The organism is Pedobacter endophyticus, assembly GCF_015679185.1.
Classification (GTDB): Bacteria; Bacteroidota; Bacteroidia; order Sphingobacteriales; family Sphingobacteriaceae; genus Pedobacter; species Pedobacter endophyticus.
Genome location: NZ_CP064939.1, coordinates 2,313,931 through 2,329,823, shown reverse-complemented (window position 1 = coordinate 2,329,823; position 15,893 = coordinate 2,313,931). Strand labels below are relative to the sequence as shown.

At 38.8% G+C, this 15,893-nt stretch carries 15 protein-coding genes; 7 read left to right on the top strand and 8 right to left on the bottom strand.

Going from position 1 to position 15,893, the window contains the following annotated elements:
• Positions 1–19: 19 nt before the first annotated feature.
• From IZT61_RS09320 to IZT61_RS09285, 8 genes are all read right to left on the bottom strand, one after another.
• Positions 20–421 (bottom strand): DUF1634 domain-containing protein, encoded by a 402-nt coding sequence (locus IZT61_RS09320; RefSeq protein ID WP_230383916.1) that lies wholly within the window; start codon positions 419–421, stop codon positions 20–22.
• Positions 418–1,251, bottom strand: coding sequence for a sulfite exporter TauE/SafE family protein (locus IZT61_RS09315; RefSeq protein ID WP_196100871.1), 834 nt, complete (start codon positions 1,249–1,251; stop codon positions 418–420). Before IZT61_RS09315 ends, IZT61_RS09320 begins: the two co-directional genes overlap by 4 nt.
• Positions 1,252–1,571: 320 nt before the next feature.
• Complete coding sequence (locus IZT61_RS09310) at positions 1,572–2,267, bottom strand: DUF3823 domain-containing protein (protein WP_196100870.1); 696 nt, start codon at positions 2,265–2,267, stop codon at positions 1,572–1,574.
• A 189-nt stretch (positions 2,268–2,456) separates the two neighbouring features.
• Entirely contained in the window at positions 2,457–4,061 is a 1,605-nt protein-coding gene (locus IZT61_RS09305) for a RagB/SusD family nutrient uptake outer membrane protein (RefSeq protein ID WP_196100869.1), read from the bottom strand.
• A 31-nt stretch (positions 4,062–4,092) separates the two neighbouring features.
• The gene (locus tag IZT61_RS09300; protein WP_196100868.1) at positions 4,093–7,515 is read right to left on the bottom strand and encodes a TonB-dependent receptor; all 3,423 of its coding nucleotides are present in this window, start codon (positions 7,513–7,515) and stop codon (positions 4,093–4,095) included.
• Positions 7,516–7,706: 191 nt separating this feature from the next.
• Positions 7,707–8,870, bottom strand: coding sequence for a FecR family protein (locus IZT61_RS09295; protein WP_196100867.1), 1,164 nt, complete (start codon positions 8,868–8,870; stop codon positions 7,707–7,709).
• 211 nt (positions 8,871–9,081) lie between these two features.
• Positions 9,082–9,669, bottom strand: coding sequence for an RNA polymerase sigma factor (locus tag IZT61_RS09290; RefSeq protein ID WP_196100866.1), 588 nt, complete (start codon positions 9,667–9,669; stop codon positions 9,082–9,084).
• A gap of 597 nt (positions 9,670–10,266) precedes the next feature.
• Complete coding sequence (locus IZT61_RS09285; RefSeq protein WP_196100865.1) at positions 10,267–11,523, bottom strand: prephenate dehydrogenase; 1,257 nt, start codon at positions 11,521–11,523, stop codon at positions 10,267–10,269.
• An 84-nt stretch (positions 11,524–11,607) separates the two neighbouring features.
• Between IZT61_RS09285 and IZT61_RS09280 the strand changes: the two genes are divergently transcribed.
• The 7 genes from IZT61_RS09280 to rplV all read left to right on the top strand — a co-directional run bounded on the left by IZT61_RS09280 (position 11,608) and on the right by rplV (position 15,887).
• Positions 11,608–12,219, top strand: a complete 612-nt coding sequence (locus IZT61_RS09280) for a hypothetical protein (RefSeq protein WP_196100864.1) — start codon at positions 11,608–11,610, stop codon at positions 12,217–12,219.
• A gap of 640 nt (positions 12,220–12,859) precedes the next feature.
• Positions 12,860–13,480 carry a 50S ribosomal protein L3 gene (gene rplC, locus IZT61_RS09275; RefSeq protein ID WP_196100863.1) on the top strand — a complete coding sequence of 207 codons (621 nt, stop codon included), beginning with the start codon at positions 12,860–12,862 and terminating at the stop codon, positions 13,478–13,480.
• A gap of 4 nt (positions 13,481–13,484) precedes the next feature.
• Complete coding sequence (gene rplD / locus IZT61_RS09270) at positions 13,485–14,114, top strand: 50S ribosomal protein L4 (RefSeq protein ID WP_196100862.1); 630 nt, start codon at positions 13,485–13,487, stop codon at positions 14,112–14,114.
• A gap of 1 nt (position 14,115) precedes the next feature.
• Positions 14,116–14,406, top strand: a complete 291-nt coding sequence (gene rplW / locus IZT61_RS09265; RefSeq protein WP_196100861.1) for a 50S ribosomal protein L23 — start codon at positions 14,116–14,118, stop codon at positions 14,404–14,406.
• Positions 14,407–14,426: 20 nt separating this feature from the next.
• Positions 14,427–15,251, top strand: coding sequence for a 50S ribosomal protein L2 (rplB, locus tag IZT61_RS09260; protein WP_196100860.1), 825 nt, complete (start codon positions 14,427–14,429; stop codon positions 15,249–15,251).
• Positions 15,251–15,517 carry a 30S ribosomal protein S19 gene (gene rpsS, locus IZT61_RS09255; RefSeq protein WP_115402663.1) on the top strand — a complete coding sequence of 89 codons (267 nt, stop codon included), beginning with the start codon at positions 15,251–15,253 and terminating at the stop codon, positions 15,515–15,517. The genes rplB and rpsS overlap by 1 nt, the downstream gene beginning before the upstream one ends.
• A gap of 7 nt (positions 15,518–15,524) precedes the next feature.
• Positions 15,525–15,887, top strand: coding sequence for a 50S ribosomal protein L22 (gene rplV, locus IZT61_RS09250; protein WP_196100859.1), 363 nt, complete (start codon positions 15,525–15,527; stop codon positions 15,885–15,887).
• Positions 15,888–15,893: the final 6 nt, after the last annotated feature.

The following is a 15,893-nucleotide window of genomic DNA, read 5'->3' as shown; positions in this document are numbered from 1 at the left end:
GTTTAACTTCGAAATGACGTTAATGCGCCAAACCACCGCTTAAACTGATGGTTATTATAGCCAGTATAATAAATCCGATGATGACATAAAGATAATCGCGTTCCAAAAAGAAGCTGAAAATGGCGAAGATAATTCGGGCGATCGGAGTAAAAATGAGCATCAAAATCCCAAACTGAACAATGGCATCGCCGCGAAAGGTTGCTAGACCGTTAAAAATTGCCGCAATAGACGAAAATTCTGAAATCTCGGGTTTGAACACTTTGTAATCCGCTATTACCCCCTTATGATGAGTCAAAAAGATAATGCCGCCTATCAGTACAATTGTCATAGAAATAATAACACCAGCGCGCAATAGGGTGCCTAAGATGGCTTGAATATCCTTATCGTTAATGTTTTGTTTGTGTTCTGCCTGCTCCATCATAATCCGTTTATCCCTTTATAAATCATTTGCAGCGCCAAAAAATCGACTACAACAGCAAATACGATTTTAAGTTTATCGGTTTTGATCTTCAGCAGAAGTTTCGATCCCACTGTAGCTCCGGTCAAAACCCCGAGGCACACCGGCATGGCGATACCTGGATCAATTTGACCGCGATGTAAATAAACTACTGCACTGGCGGCCGCTGTTACGCCCATCATAAAGTTGCTGGTAGTTGTTGATACTTTAAACGGCAAGCGCATGATATTATCCATCGCGATTACTTTTAGCGCCCCACTGCCCACACCCAACAAGCCCGAAATTGTTCCCGCCAATAACATCATCGAAAAACCAGCCGGAACGTGCTTAACCGCATATCCATGCACTTCGCCCTTATCGGGATATGACCCGTTTAGTTTAAAGTAGTTGGCCCATTTGTCCGTATGATCGGATGTGGTATGGTCTACTTTTTTCTTTAGAATCATCACTGCAGAAAAAATAAGAATACACCCGAAAAGAATGGCAATGAAGCTTGCATTGAGGTAAACTGCAGCAATAGCCCCGCAAACTGCGCCTACGGTTGTTGCAATTTCAAGGAACATCCCTATTCGGATATTGGTAATTCCCTCTTTAACATATGCAGCGGCAGAGCCCGACGATGTTGCAATTACGGAAACTATTGAAGCGCCGATTGCGTAATGAATATCGACGCCCAATGCCAGCGTTAGCATGGGAATAATAATAACACCGCCGCCTAAGCCTGTTAGCGAACCAAGCAAGCCAGCCAAAAAAGCGCCAAACAAAACGATAATGGTAAATAGCAATACCGACATGCTGGCAAATATAAGGCACTCGATTAAGCGAAACGAAACATTCGCCGAATAAAATAAAGTCTATATGTTAAGGGGATAAAATAGGAAATAAGATTAAAAGCCGATCTAAATTTTAATATTATTCCCTTTTTCGGTTTTTTGTCACACTGAGCGCCTGCAAGCCTCAGCAGGGGGACGAAGTGCTTTAATGTAGCAAAGATGGAACCGTTGACTACCTGATAATAGAATTTAAACAGGTTCTAGGTAACATTGGAAAAAGCGGCATTCCAAAGTTTGAAACACCGCTTAACACTGTTATACGGGATGTGTAAAAGGTAAAATTAAGGATCAGTTGTTATATCCATAATTGGGGTATAGTTATAAAAATTACCAGTATTTATTGTTCTTGCACCTCCACGCCAATAGTATTTTGTATTAGGGGTTAACCCTGCCATTGTATAGGTGTAGGAATTAGCTTCGACTGTTGCATTAGCAACGGGTTCCGTATTAGTTAATCCTCTAGTAGAGATATAATTATTAATATCAACCCCGGGTGTAGTGCTTAATACAGCAGCTACACGGGCAATTTTTTGTGTGTTACCGGCACCCAAGGCAACTTTAACTTTTACAGTTACGGAGGTACTGGTTTTTGAAACCACTTCTGCCGTTACTGTTAAATAGGGCCTTACCTTTAAATCTTGTCGTGTAGTTCCATTTACATCTACATAAGCAGTGTCTAAATAAAAAAAAGCACCTTCGGCAACTACTTTGTAACGGCCTTTAAATATAAAGTTGTTGTTGTACGTTCCATCAGCGTGCATACTGCTGGTTACCTGGCCAGGGTTATTTGAATAACTAACTTCGAACAACCTGATTTTGGCTCCGGCTACGACTTGTTGGGGCACTTTTTGGCCTGTTGTAGCATCGATTATAGCGCCAGAGATGCTCGAATTTGGCGCATCATAATTGTCTTTTTTACAAGCGGCTAAAGAGATACAGATAAACAGTACGTATATTGTATTATAATATTTTCTCATTTTCGTTAAAATTAATAGAGTGGATTTTGAACATATACCGGGTTTCCTTGAGGAACTGGCTCGTAATAAAGTCTTTCAGGGAAAGTTCTTGTTCCTTTTACGTAAACTTCTTCAAACGAGTATTTTAACTCGCTTGCAGGAACGCCACTTTGCCAAATAGCCCAAGGGTAAAGGGCTCTTGAAGGATAATTATCTAACTAAAACAGTTGATGCGATACGCCATCTCCTTAAATCCCAAAATCTGTGGTTTTCGAACGCTAACTCTACTTTGCGCTCATGGCGTACCTTATCTATATCTACTGTGGTTAGCGCTATAATGCCTGCTCTGTTACGAATTTTATTTATTGATGTAAGCGCATCTGATGTTTTTGGTGAACTCAACTCTAATGCGGCTTCTGCATGGTTGAGTAAAATTTCGCCTAGCCTGAAAACCATAAAAGGTGTAGTAGATTGAGCATAAGGAACCCGAGCATTCGGGTTCATAAATTTTTTAATGTAGAAACCTGTTTTAGTAGGATCCCATGTAGTGAGGGGCCCATCTTTACCTACCCTTTTAAAACCGTCACCATTATTTGGATAACCTTGGTTTAAATCTTCAGATGTATATTTGACGCCCCCATCGATTACTCCTCTTCTAATTTCCAGTACGCCTCCCTGCCATGCAGAGAAGGGCAGCATAATACTTGCACTTAATCTTGGGTCTTTGTTCAGAAAGAGATCCTGAGGGTTATTATAAACTATTGGCTGGCCTCCAACATCTTTTATTTTTAATTTCCCAGGCGAGCCATCAATGTATTCAAATTCCTCTACCATATCTAACGTAGGATTTGTAGCACAGCCCCAATCTATTCTAAAACTTTGAGGAGCATTATACCAATCAAAACTATGCGTTACCTCCGGAGATTTATATAACTTAGAGAAAATAGCTTCAGAATTATTCGGTGTCAGAAACAGATTTTGAAAATTTGCTGATTTATCTCCTCCCGTATCATATAAAGTATACTTATTGTCGTTTATAATTTCTGCTGATGCATCAAACGAAGCTTTAAAATACGCGTCTGCCATAGTTGATGGAATTCCTACCAGGCCGTCTTTTTGAACAGTGGCATATTTGGCACTGCAACCTGCGTAAAGCATCGCTCGCGATTTTAACGCCAAGGCAACATATTTATTTATTCTGTTAATATCTGTACCAGTGGTTACGGATGGCAAATCAGCCTTTATTTCATCCAGTTCTTTTGCAATAAAATCGTAAATGTCTTGTTCCTTACTGCGCTGCACCTGCAATGTAGCTTCATCTGCTCCTGCTACAAACTGCTGTGCCTCCGTTATTAAAGGCACACCTCCGTATCTTTTAACCATTGCGAAATAATGAAAAGCCCTAATGAACCTTCCTTCGGCTTTAAACCTTTTTTTCAAGTCATCACTTACTGGCGATTGATCCACTTTTGCAATAAATTCATTAATACGTCTAATTTTACCATAGTCCCAGCTACCAAACCAGTTGCCAATTACAGGGCCATTAATCACACTGGCGGCCCAGGTGTAGCTCCGAACTGCTTCATCGGTAATAGTTGAGAGATAGCCTGCTGTTTCAGCTACTTCATAGTTTAAATCTTCAATTAACATATCGCTGTATAGGCGAACAGTAACGGCTTCTAAACCAGTTTGCGAACCGTAGGCATCTATTTCTGATATTAAATCTCTCGGTTTTCTTTCCAAGAAATCCTTTTTACACGAATACATTGTTAACATTACGGCTAAAGCGCATGCAAATATTATTTCTTTTTTCATCTCAGTTACTTTTAAAAATTAAAACGATTAATTAGAGGCCCACGTTTACGCCAAAAACCCAAGATTTTTGTTGAGGATAAAAATTACCTCTTCCAGAAGGAGCTTCAGGATCTATATATTTAATTTTATCAAATGTGAATACATTTTGCCCTGAGGCATAAAACCTCAACTTATTTAAACCAACTTTTGCTAATAGTTTTTGGGGCAGGGTATAACCTAATTCGAAATTTTTAACCCTTAAGTAAGTTGCGTCCTTAAGCCAAAAAGACGATGTTCTCTGGTTATTTGCGGTACCCGATATGATAGTTGAAGGATATTTTCCAGGAATCCATGCGCTATTAGGATCAAACAAATCTGCCCGTCTCCAACGATCTTCAAAGTATTTAAACGCCGAAGCTCCGTTAAACAATGGATTTAATAACTCGAAGGTATAATCGGCATTAAAGTTTGTTGCCCCTTGAAGTAAAAGGGAGAAATCGAAATTTTTATAACCTGCCGTTAGGTTCAGCCCAAAAAATATTTCAGGTGTAGTACCTCTTCCAATCACCGTTTGATCTAATCCGTCAATAACGCCATCGCCATTAAGATCCTCGTATTTAATATCTCCAGGCAACAGGGTTTGATTGGCTCTGCCATCTTGAATAGCCCAGTTGTTAATGTCTTCCTGATTTTGAAACTGACCAATTGCTACATACCCTACTGTTCTGTTGGTCCATCTATTAGTAGTATTGTTATAATAATTATTTAACGAACTAGTTGAGGGCGCTCTTTCTATGTAACCATTTTTCGTTCTAGTCATACTCAGGTTAGGAGCAACCGAATAGTTAAAGTCGCCAATCCTGTTTCTGTGGGTTAATGCCAGTTCAAAACCGCGAGTATTATCACCATTAATATTTTCTTGAGGTAAGGAGGCACCAAATGTATTAGGCAGGCTACTTACTCGGGTTCCCAAAAGATCATCTCTTTGTCGATAAAAATAGTCGAATTCTATCCCTAATAAGCCCGACCATAGTGTTACATCTACACCAAAATTAGCCGTTTTTGAGGTATACCATGTTAAAAGTTCGTTTGCTAATCCCTTATCTGATAAACCTGGGATTGGATTTAAACCAAAAACATAACTGCCAGATGGATAGTTAAAACCTGTTAAGTATTGAAATGGATCAATATAATAATCGTCACCAACTCTGCCATAAGATGCCCGAAGTTTTAAATTGGTAATGGTTTTTTGGTTTTCCATAAAGTTTTCCTTACTAATTACCCAGCCAGCAGAAACACTGGGGAAAAATCCAAATCTACTTCCAGCTTTTACTTTATAAGTTCCATCATATCTGGCGGCAAACTCCACTAAATATTTTCCGGCATAATCGTAATTAACCCTACCCACATAACCAAGTTTTGCTTCTTCATATGAAGACCCTGAGTTGGATTGATTCGCACTCACACCCGCAAATAATTCATCAACACCACTTAATATGAATTCTCTGTAAGCTGATAAAGAATTTCCAATAACCTCTTGACTTTCATAAAGCAACAATCCAGAAACGTTGTGCTTTTCACCAAAAGTATTTTTATAGTTTATTGAAATTTGAGAAACTTTTGTTTCTTTATGAGTTATACGGTTTGATAATCTGCTTGGGTCATTACCCGTATAGCCAACATTGTAGGTATCATCTGTTGCATTGTAGTTATATAATTGAAATTTTTTGGTAAAGGCTTTGTTGTCGTAATTTTGATTTTCATAGGAATATAAAGCTTTGATGTTCAAACCATCAATATAAGGCACTTCATAATCAAGTGAAAATATTGCCGAATAAGTCTTTGTTTTTTCAGTTGTATATCCAGAATTTTTTGCATCACTTAGAAACAATTGATTGGTTGCATTGGTATTTCCAGGGTAATTTGGGTTATCATTTGCATAAAAAGGGTAAATAGGATAAGTTCTGGATAAACCCGATATTAGGCTAGCAGCACCAACCCCTGGAAATTTAAGGTTTTCTAAACGGCCAGATAAGTTTACCGCAGCAGTGAATCGTTTGGCAATTTTGGCTTCGACCTTACCCCTTAAATTGTACCTTTTAAAGTTTGTAGAGCCACTTCTCCACATCCCATCTTGAAACAAATTACCCAAATTTATAAAATAGTTTACCTTATCGGTTGCTCCAGAAACGTTTATATTGGTGTATCTTTGAGGGGCATTTTTTTTAATCGTTTCGTTAAACCAATCATAACTTTTTAGTGTGCCATCGCGGTAGTCTTCTACAACTTCTTTAGGGTAGGGAAATGTTAAAGGTGCGGTTGGGTTGCCGTTTTTAACCCAGGTATTTACGGCTGCTTCATTATACAGCTCGGTAAATAAGGCCGCATCTGCAAGCTCTGGATATTTAGCAATCGTTTGAAACCCATAATAGGATGATAATTCTATTTTTGGCTTTTCACCTAGCTTCCCTTTTTTTGTAGTCACCAAAACCACGCCATTAGCTGCTCGCACACCATATACCGCCGCTGATGCATCTTTTATAATACTAAAGGTTTCTATTTCGTTGGCGTCTAATTGATTAAATGAACCACCAGGCACGCCATCGATAATAACCAATGCATTGCCAAAGCCCCTTATATCAAGTCCGCTGCCATCGTTACCAGGCTCACCACTGCGTTGCGTAGCCCTTAAACCAGGCAAACGACCAATTAAAGAGTTTGATAAGTTGGCTACTGGCGATTTTACCAGCTCTTTACCTTCAACCTGGCTTATTGAACCTGTAACCTTTGCTTTTGTTTGGGTACCATATCCTACTACCACAACTTCATTTAAATCATTATTTAGTGGCTGTAACTGAATGAGTTTAAAATTATCTTTAACAGATACTTCTCTAGTAACATAACCTAAATAAGAAACTACCAAAGTGGCATTATCAGGAACATTTTTTAATGAGTACTCGCCCGCTGAGTTTGAGGAAGTCCCATTATCTGTGCCTTTAACTTTTATACTGGCACCGGGCAGGTACTTATTGTTCTCATCAACAATTTTCCCTTGTATATCGATATCTGCATCAACGACCTCGGCTGTCGTATTTTTGGGCAATTCCTTTTTAGGCTTAACAATTATAGTGTTTTCGATTATCTGGTAGGTTAATGGTTGATTTTTAAAACAATAATCAAGCGCCTCTTTAACAGAGATATTTTGCTTGTTTATGGTTACAGGATTGGCCTTTTGGATAATTTGATCTTGATATAGGAGCAGATAACCGCTTTGTCTTTTGATCGATTCAAGAACACTTCGCAAAGTAGCTTTTGTTTCATAAAGTGATATGTTCTGGCTGTGTGCTTCACCTCTAACTTGTGTAAGGGCAAAGATGATTAGGATAAATGTCAGTTTCACAATCTTAAAAAGCTTATGATTGGGACATAAATTGGGCGTAGCCAACTTAAATAATAATTTTTTTATTACCTTCATATTTGGTTTGGGTTAGTACGTATTAACTTACAATTCTTCATTTACCTGTTCTAGTTCATACAAAACAGGTAGGTTGACTCAAGCTTTTATCGGGAAGTGTTGGCGCACTTTCCGATTTTTCAACCTCGGTTTATCTTTCATTTAGTCATTCATAGATTTTTATTTTAGGTTAACGAATAAGGTGTCGATAATTAGTTGCTCACTACTATTCTCTTCCCTTCCATTTTAAAAACCAATCCTGTAACACTGAGCATTTCAAGCGAGCGAGATAATTTTAAATTTCTGGAAATATTACCGGTAAAGGTGAGGTTGGCTACATTTTCTTTAAATACAATATCAACATCGTACCACCTCGATATTTGCCGCATGACGACATCGATAGCCGTATGGTTAAACTGAAACAAGCCTTTTTTCCAGGCAATTACCTCTTCAATATCTACTTCTTTTGTTATCAGCTTATTATTACTGGCTAAAACTTGCTGTCCTGGTTTAATATTGCTGTGCTGATTACCCAGACTTACCTTCACTGCCCCTTCTGTCAGCGTAGTTTTAACGCTCAAATCGTCGTTGTAAGCATTCACATTAAATTCGGTTCCCAAATCTTCGATGGTGATCCCTTGAACACTTACCAAAAATGGCTTTTTTGAATTGTGTATCACCGAGAAATAAGCCTGCCCGGTAATATTCACTTTACGCTCTTTGCTAAAACTAACCGGAAAAGTAATCGAAGAGCCGGCATCCAAAATCACCTTTGTGCCGTCAGGCAATTCAATAGCAGGCCATTTTCCACCGTTTGGTGTTCTTATCGTGTTATAGGCAGTTGCATTGTTGTTTACAGTAGCATCGCTATTGCCTTGTTTGTAACTTATAATACTTTCGCCGCTTTTCTCTACACGCACATCGCCTTCGGTAGCAACAAGTCCGGGGTCGGCATTTTCCAGGCTAATTACCTTGCCGTTAGATAGAACTAACTCGGCCTTATTACTGGCAGGCGGTAAATCGTCTTTTACCTTTACATCCGATTTCGCCATTTGCATCTCCGTATTAGAAGATTTCCATTTTATTGAATAATAAATTCCAAAACTGATGATTAAGAACAGCGATGCCGCTATGGAGTATTGAGCCCAAAGTGTTAACCTTTTATGCTGTTGTTGGTTGGGCATTAGGTTTAATTTACCATTTACATTTTTCCAAATCAATTTTTGATATAATATGAAGTCATCCTCGGAAATAGAATTAATTTTATTCTTCTCTCCGAACGAGTTGTACCAGTTTTCTAATAAAGCTAGCTCTTCGGAACTACACTTTCCGTTGTTATATCTTTCTAATAAAGATTGAAATTCGATTTGGTTCATGAAGATAGATTCTGGCTCAATTGTATGTAAGACGTTTGATCGTTACGCAAGTATGAGATAAATGTTAAAAATTTAATCTTTTTCTTCTGTCATCAAGATAAGTTCCTGATAATAAGCTGTTTGTTGTTTAAGGCTTTAAACTTCGGGCGGCTGTTCTAATTTAATTCGCAAAATATTTGCGGTGAGGATAAGCTAAGTTTAGGGGTTTTACTTAATTAAAAAGATTAATCAAGTAAAAAAGCCAGTAAGAGCTGGGTTTAATTTTTGATCTTAAAACTCTTAACGCATTGCTAATTTGGCTTTTAACGGTATGTTCACTAACCTTTAAATGTGTAGCAATTTGTGAGTACGATAAATTTTTCTTGCGGCTGAGCACAAACACTTTGCGCATTTTGGCAGGAAGAGCGTTTAATTCATTTTCTATAATTATGGATAGTTCCTTCTCTCTTATCCTATAGTCTGTTGGTACATATCCTTTTTCTATAAACTCGTTTATCGAAGCAAGGTAGTCACTTGATGTTTTTTTTTGTCTAATCCGATCGAGAACCTTGTTGCGGGTTGCTGTGTACAAGTACAAAGAAAGGGAAACTTTGATTTCTATTGTGGCTGCTTTTAACCATAAGCCAGTGAATAAGTCTTGAACGATATCTGCAGCTTCAGCATCACTTTTTAATAGTCTGCCTGCATGTAAGAACAATACTGCCCAATAGCGATTATACAATTCATCAAATGCTTTATGATCTTTCGTTTTTAATAAACCCAATAGTTTATCATCAGTTAAGGAACTTATACTATTCATACCCCAAGTGTTAATGCAAGTGTCTACGAATTAAATTTATTTTAATTAAGATCGTGTATAACAATAAGGAGATTATACTAAATGTAGGAAATATATTAAACTTAAAATAGAATACGATGAATAATTTATTGAATGAGCCGCTTAGCCATGTTCGATTTTAATAAATTCAGGGTTGATTATTTACTGGCGTAACGATTAGATTGCGGAAGATAGATGTACAGGGTTTTAGCTACCATCTTTTAGCAAGCCTATATTCTTGATGCATATTTTTATGAATCTTCGGCACTTTATCGGAAAGCTTTTCTTAATGCTAAACTCGCAAGCTTACTCCATACAACTGCCATTTGCTGGTCTCAGCCTTTAATTGTGAGGCAGAAATAAAGTTGCCTTGTTCTATTCTCCTGGTTTAACTTTTGCTTCAGGTATAGTGCCTGTCACCCCCGAATACTTTATAAGCCGTTACCTCAAGCGGATTCGAAAGGCCATTTTAATAGGCTTCGACTCCGCTCGGCCTGACAAAGTATCCCTGACATGACTTGGGACTTGAGACTCCAAACTCCCGACTCCAAACTCCAAACTCCCCACTCCAAACCTCCTTCACTTCCCCAACCTTGTAATCATCTCGGCGCTTTTGGCACGTCCATCATTTAATCGATTGGCAAAAAACGATTTTGCAGCTTCGAAATGTTCTTTGTAGCCTTTTAAATCGCCGTAGCCGATAATCGAGGCCCACTCGTGCACCGCGGTATGAAACTCCAAATCGTCGCCCCGGATAGATTTATCGTACAAGGCTGTTGTGATCGATTCTTCTAACATTTCCTCATTTTTGAATAGGTATTCGGCGATGCCTAACCGGAGCTTAAAAGGCGGCGTTTGGCAAATGAGATTATCGTAAGGATTTACGCCCATTTTATACCAGGCGTAAACCATACTCAACAAACTGAGGTGCGAATTTGGTTTTTGATTATGATTGGCATCAGACAGACTAAATTCTTTCATAATCTTATCATCCAACAATAACAGCGTTCTGCTTTCATGAAAAACGAAATCGCGGGCAGCATATATTTTCTCTCTAAATTCGGCCTCGTTCTCGCAAATCATCATCTTAAATAATTCAGACTCTGCCTGTGCATAATATTTCACCTGCTTTTGGGCATAAGGATTTAAAATGGCCAGGCCAGCATAAATGTGCGATTTGTAACTGAATATCCTCAACGTGGTTAAGATCTTCACGTTATCGATTCCTCCCGCATAAGCAGGGTTATCCCATGGGAAAAAGCCAGCGTTTTTCCATGCAGAGCCCATGCTTTCGAAGCCCATATGCGTAACCGCCTGCGTATCAGCTACAATCTTGTCGTGCTCCCGGTAATCGTCCATTTCTATGATTAGCGAGCCTAACGATTTATAAACTTCCAAAGCCTCAGCGTAAACGCTGTCTGTTGCGCGGTGCCGAACCACAACCAAAGTTTGGCCAACGGGGCTAAAGGCGGGCCCATGAAGCGAATGGCAGGTTACAATCTGCGTATCTTCGGGTAAATGTTTCTCAAAAGCAGCAATTTCGGGGTGTTTAACAGAAGTTTGGCCAGCTACAATAGCACCATATTTTGTTGAACGTGCAAAAGTAGAGACCACCTCGTCGATTTTTTCGGCTTCTACGCAATAAATTATAAAGTCAGATTTTCGGGCAACCTCATGGCCATCAACCAGCACCTCAATTCCCTTAGGCTCCAGTTCATTTTTCAAATCCGAAAAACGTAGCGGCATGTCTGCTCCGCACACCTTATAACCTGCGTTTACAAACGATAGCGCATACAATTTGCCCATATCGCCCAAACCAATAATTCCTATTTGCATGAAACAAATGTAACCTATCGCAATTTAATTTATAATAAAATGTATAAAAATGTAGTTTTACAATCTAACACCTATATTTAAACTATGCAGAAAATTAAACACACCCTATTGTTTTTAGGCGCTATGCTATTTTTAAACGTTGCATTTGGACAAGTTATGCCAGATACCACGAAAAATACTGATCCATCGTTAAAAGGACAGTATGAGTTCATGTTAAGAAAATCAAAAAGCCTGTATGGCGCCAGGCTGATTAATCCCTCAAGGCTATCGGCACTTTGGAAAAGTGTGAATGATACTTTGAAGAAAGAACGCAAGCAATTGCAGGAAGCACAACAGGAAATAAAGACACAAAGCGATAATATAGCGAGTTTAAAAGGCGAAGTTTCGGGAAAGGAAAACTCGTTGGCAAGTGCAACAGCATCGGTAAATGAGATTAAGTTTTTAGGAATCTCTTTTGATAAAGGAACTTACAACACCATTGTCTGGGCAATTATAATTGTATTGGCAGCCGGGCTGGCCATTGTAATTTTCCAATCTGGAAAGTATAGGAGGGAAGCTACTTACCGAACGCAGCTTTACCAGGAAGTGGCCGATGAGTTTCAGGCGCACAAGGTGAAGGCAAAGGACAAGGAAATGAGACTTGCCCGAGAGCTTCAGGACGAAAGGAACAGATGGGATGATGCCCGCGGTAGGTAGAGGTTAGTTTTTCGTCATTGCAATGCCGATTGTCCTGCCAATGTCGTTTAGTTAAGCCCGGTCGGTGTCAGTCTGAGCGGAGTCGAAGACCTTTTTTATTGGATAAAACCATTAACATCTGCCCTTCGACTCCGCTCAGGGTGACAATGTTCTATCATTTTGTCCTTAACTTTGGATGGGCACAAGCGAGATGCTTGCGCCAGACGAGAGACCAAGCCACTTAGCCTAGAGGCAAAGGAGCAACGCTTCAATTCCGTACGTGTGGGAAGAGCTGAAATGACTAACCAATTGCTACTGCTTTGGCTGCTTTTAATAATGATAAACCCCTAAATATTAGTCTCGTAGGCACTTGTTTAAACGCAAAATAAACGTCTTACAATGCGTGCGCTACCTAAATCCCATCCTATCAGCAATTTATTTGAAAACCAGCATGATTTTACGAAAAAACAAGCCTTTAAAGTAATAAAATCATGATCCCTTTAACACCTATGAATAAAAATCAAAAATAGTTAAAAAATATTTCGCTAACTATTTGAAAATTAATAATTCTTGCCTATCTTTGCCGTCCCTTTCGGGGGATTGAACAACCACCTTGAACGAAGCCCTACTGCTTCGATGGGTGTTAAAAAGAAAAGATAAAATGTCAGGAATTATTGGAAAAAAAGTAGGAATGACCAGTATTTTCGATGCAGACGGAAGAAACATTCCATGTACTGTAATCGAAGCTGGGCCTTGTGTAGTTACACAAGTAAAGACCGAAGAAAAAGACGGGTATTCATCAATCCAATTGGGTTACGATGAGAAAAAAGAGAAAAACACAACTCAACCGTTAAAAGGCCATTTCGCGAAAGCAAACACAACTCCAAAACGCAAGCTGGTAGAATTCGATTCAACATTTACAACTGAACTTAATTTAGGTGATGTGGTAACTGTTGATGCGTTCGCAGAAGGCGATTTTGTTGATGTTGTAGGTACCTCAAAAGGTAAAGGTTTTCAAGGTGTTGTGAAACGCCACGGATTTGCCGGTGTTGGTATGCAGACTCACGGTCAGCATAACCGTTTACGTGCCCCGGGTTCATTGGGAGCATCATCATTCCCTTCACGTGTATTCAAAGGAATGCGCATGGCTGGAAGAACAGGTGGCGACAGGGTGAAAATTCAAAACTTACAAGTATTGAAAATTTATGCCGATCAAAACTTATTAGTAGTTAGTGGTTCCGTTCCAGGAGCTAAAGGTTCTTACGTAATCTTAGACAAGTAATCAGATGGAAGTTAAAGTATTAAACATTTCAGGTAAAGAAACAGGTGCCAAGGTGCAACTTCCTGAATCGGTATTTGGTATCGAACCTAACGACCACGCGATTTATTTAGATGTAAAACAGTATTTGGCTAACCAACGTCAAGGTACTCACAAATCTAAACAACGTAACGAGATTGCAGGTTCTACCCGTAAACTATACAAACAAAAAGGTACAGGTGGTGCCCGTGCCGGTAGCATTAAATCTCCATTATTTAATGGTGGTGGTCGTGTTTTCGGTCCTCAGCCACGTGATTATAGTTTTAAATTGAACAAGAAATTAAAATCATTAGCACGTAAATCTGCTTTAGCTTACAAAGCAAAAGATAACAACGTGGTAGTTTTAGAAGATTTCAACTTCGATACTGTTAAAACTAAAAACTATACAAGTTTATTAGCTGCGTTAAACGTAGGTACGCAAAAAACTTTGTTGGTTTTACCTGCACAAAACAATAATATCTATTTATCAAGCAGAAACGTTCAGAAAACTAAAGTAATATCTGCAGCAGATTTAAATACTTATGATGTATTAAACGCTGGCGTACTTGTGTTAACTGCTGATTCTGTTAAAACTTTGGAGGAGGCATTTGCCAAATAATATGGAAATCTTAAAAAAACCAATATTAACCGAAAAAGCTTCAGCTTTAACTGAAAAAGGTAACCGTTTCACCTTTAGCGTTAACCACAAGGCTAACAAAATTCAAATCAAAACAGCTATCGAAAAAATGTACGGTGTAACCATCGTTTCAGTAAATACAATGGTTGTTGATGGAAAAGCTAAATCTCGTTACACTAAAGCAGGTTTTGTATCAGGCCGTAGCCCTAAATACAAAAAAGCTATTGTAACCTTAAAAGCTGGTGAAACAATAGATTATTACGCAAATCTTTAATTTAATTATTAATTATAACTATGGGCTTAAGAAAATTTAAACCAGTTACTCCAGGTACCCGCTTCAGAGTTGGTGCTAGTTTTACGGAGATTACAGCAACCAAGCCCGAAAAATCATTGGTTGTATCATCAAAAAAGTCTGGTGGACGTAACAATACAGGTAAAATGACTATGCGCTACATGGGCGGTGGTCATAAAAAATCGTATCGTTTAATCGACTTCAAACGCGATAAATTCGATATTCCTGCAACAGTAGCAACTATTGAATACGATCCAAACCGTACTGCCCGCATCGCATTATTACATTATGCAGATGGCGAGAAGCGTTACATCATTGCTCCAGAAGGATTGCAAGTTGGTTCGGTATTATTATCGGGCGATAAAGCAGCACCAGAAGTAGGTAACACTTTAAAATTATCGAACATTCCGTTAGGTTCTATCATCCACAACGTGGAGATTCACCCTGGAAAAGGAGCACAATTAGCTCGTAGTGCAGGTGCTTACGCACAATTAGCTGCCCGCGATGGTAAATATGCTACCTTGAAAATGCCTTCAGGCGAAACCCGTTTAATCTTGACTTCTTGTCTGGCTACTATCGGTGCTGTATCTAACTCAGATCACGCAAACGAAGTATTAGGTAAAGCTGGTCGTAAACGTTGGTTGGGCCGTCGTCCGAGAACTAGACCGGTAGCGATGAACCCAGTAGATCACCCAATGGGTGGTGGTGAAGGTAGATCATCAGGTGGTCACCCACGTTCAAGAAATGGTGTTTTAGCTAAAGGCTACAAAACCAGAGAACTTAAAAAATATTCTAATCGTTACATCATAGAGAGAAGGAAGAAATAATGGCTCGTTCGATAAAAAAAGGACCTTATATTGACCATAACGTAGAGAAAAAAGTTAGCTCTATGAATGATTCAGGCAAAAGAACTGTAATCAAAACTTGGTCTCGTAGATCGATGATCTCACCAGATTTCGTAGGTCATACATTTGCAGTACACAACGGTAACAAATTTATACCAGTGTACGTTACAGAAAACATGGTTGGTCACAAGTTGGGAGAATTTGCTCCAACCAGAACATTCAGAGGACACGCTGAAAAGAAAAAATAATTAGACAATGGAAGCAATAGCAAAATTAAACAATTGTCCAACCTCACCGCGTAAGATGCGTTTGGTTGTAGATCTTATCAGAGGTGAACGTGTAGAAAAAGCATTAAGCATTTTAAAGTTTACCAATAAAGAAGCAGCAATAAGAGTTGAGAAATTATTATTATCTGCCATCAAAAACTGGGAATCAAAAAATGAAGGTGCTCGCCCTGAAGAAAGTCAACTTTTTGTTAAAACAATTATGGTTGACGGTGGCCGTCAGTTAAAACGCTTACGTCCAGCTCCTCAAGGCCGTGGATATAGAATTCGTAAACGTTCTAACCACGTAACGCTGATTGTAGATAGTAAATTACAAGAAACAACTCAAAACTAATTTTAG

Coding starts and splice junctions, on each gene's coding strand:
- IZT61_RS09320 (WP_230383916.1), bottom strand. CDS start 421: ATGATGGAGCAGGCAGAACACAAACAAAACATTAACGATAAGGATATT.
- IZT61_RS09315 (WP_196100871.1), bottom strand. CDS start 1,251: ATGTCGGTATTGCTATTTACCATTATCGTTTTGTTTGGCGCTTTTTTG.
- IZT61_RS09310 (WP_196100870.1), bottom strand. CDS start 2,267: ATGAGAAAATATTATAATACAATATACGTACTGTTTATCTGTATCTCT.
- IZT61_RS09305 (WP_196100869.1), bottom strand. CDS start 4,061: ATGAAAAAAGAAATAATATTTGCATGCGCTTTAGCCGTAATGTTAACA.
- IZT61_RS09300 (WP_196100868.1), bottom strand. CDS start 7,515: ATGAAGGTAATAAAAAAATTATTATTTAAGTTGGCTACGCCCAATTTA.
- IZT61_RS09295 (WP_196100867.1), bottom strand. CDS start 8,870: ATGAACCAAATCGAATTTCAATCTTTATTAGAAAGATATAACAACGGA.
- IZT61_RS09290 (WP_196100866.1), bottom strand. CDS start 9,669: ATGAATAGTATAAGTTCCTTAACTGATGATAAACTATTGGGTTTATTA.
- IZT61_RS09285 (WP_196100865.1), bottom strand. CDS start 11,523: ATGCAAATAGGAATTATTGGTTTGGGCGATATGGGCAAATTGTATGCG.
- IZT61_RS09280 (WP_196100864.1), top strand. CDS start 11,608: ATGCAGAAAATTAAACACACCCTATTGTTTTTAGGCGCTATGCTATTT.
- rplC (WP_196100863.1), top strand. CDS start 12,860: ATGTCAGGAATTATTGGAAAAAAAGTAGGAATGACCAGTATTTTCGAT.
- rplD (WP_196100862.1), top strand. CDS start 13,485: ATGGAAGTTAAAGTATTAAACATTTCAGGTAAAGAAACAGGTGCCAAG.
- rplW (WP_196100861.1), top strand. CDS start 14,116: ATGGAAATCTTAAAAAAACCAATATTAACCGAAAAAGCTTCAGCTTTA.
- rplB (WP_196100860.1), top strand. CDS start 14,427: ATGGGCTTAAGAAAATTTAAACCAGTTACTCCAGGTACCCGCTTCAGA.
- rpsS (WP_115402663.1), top strand. CDS start 15,251: ATGGCTCGTTCGATAAAAAAAGGACCTTATATTGACCATAACGTAGAG.
- rplV (WP_196100859.1), top strand. CDS start 15,525: ATGGAAGCAATAGCAAAATTAAACAATTGTCCAACCTCACCGCGTAAG.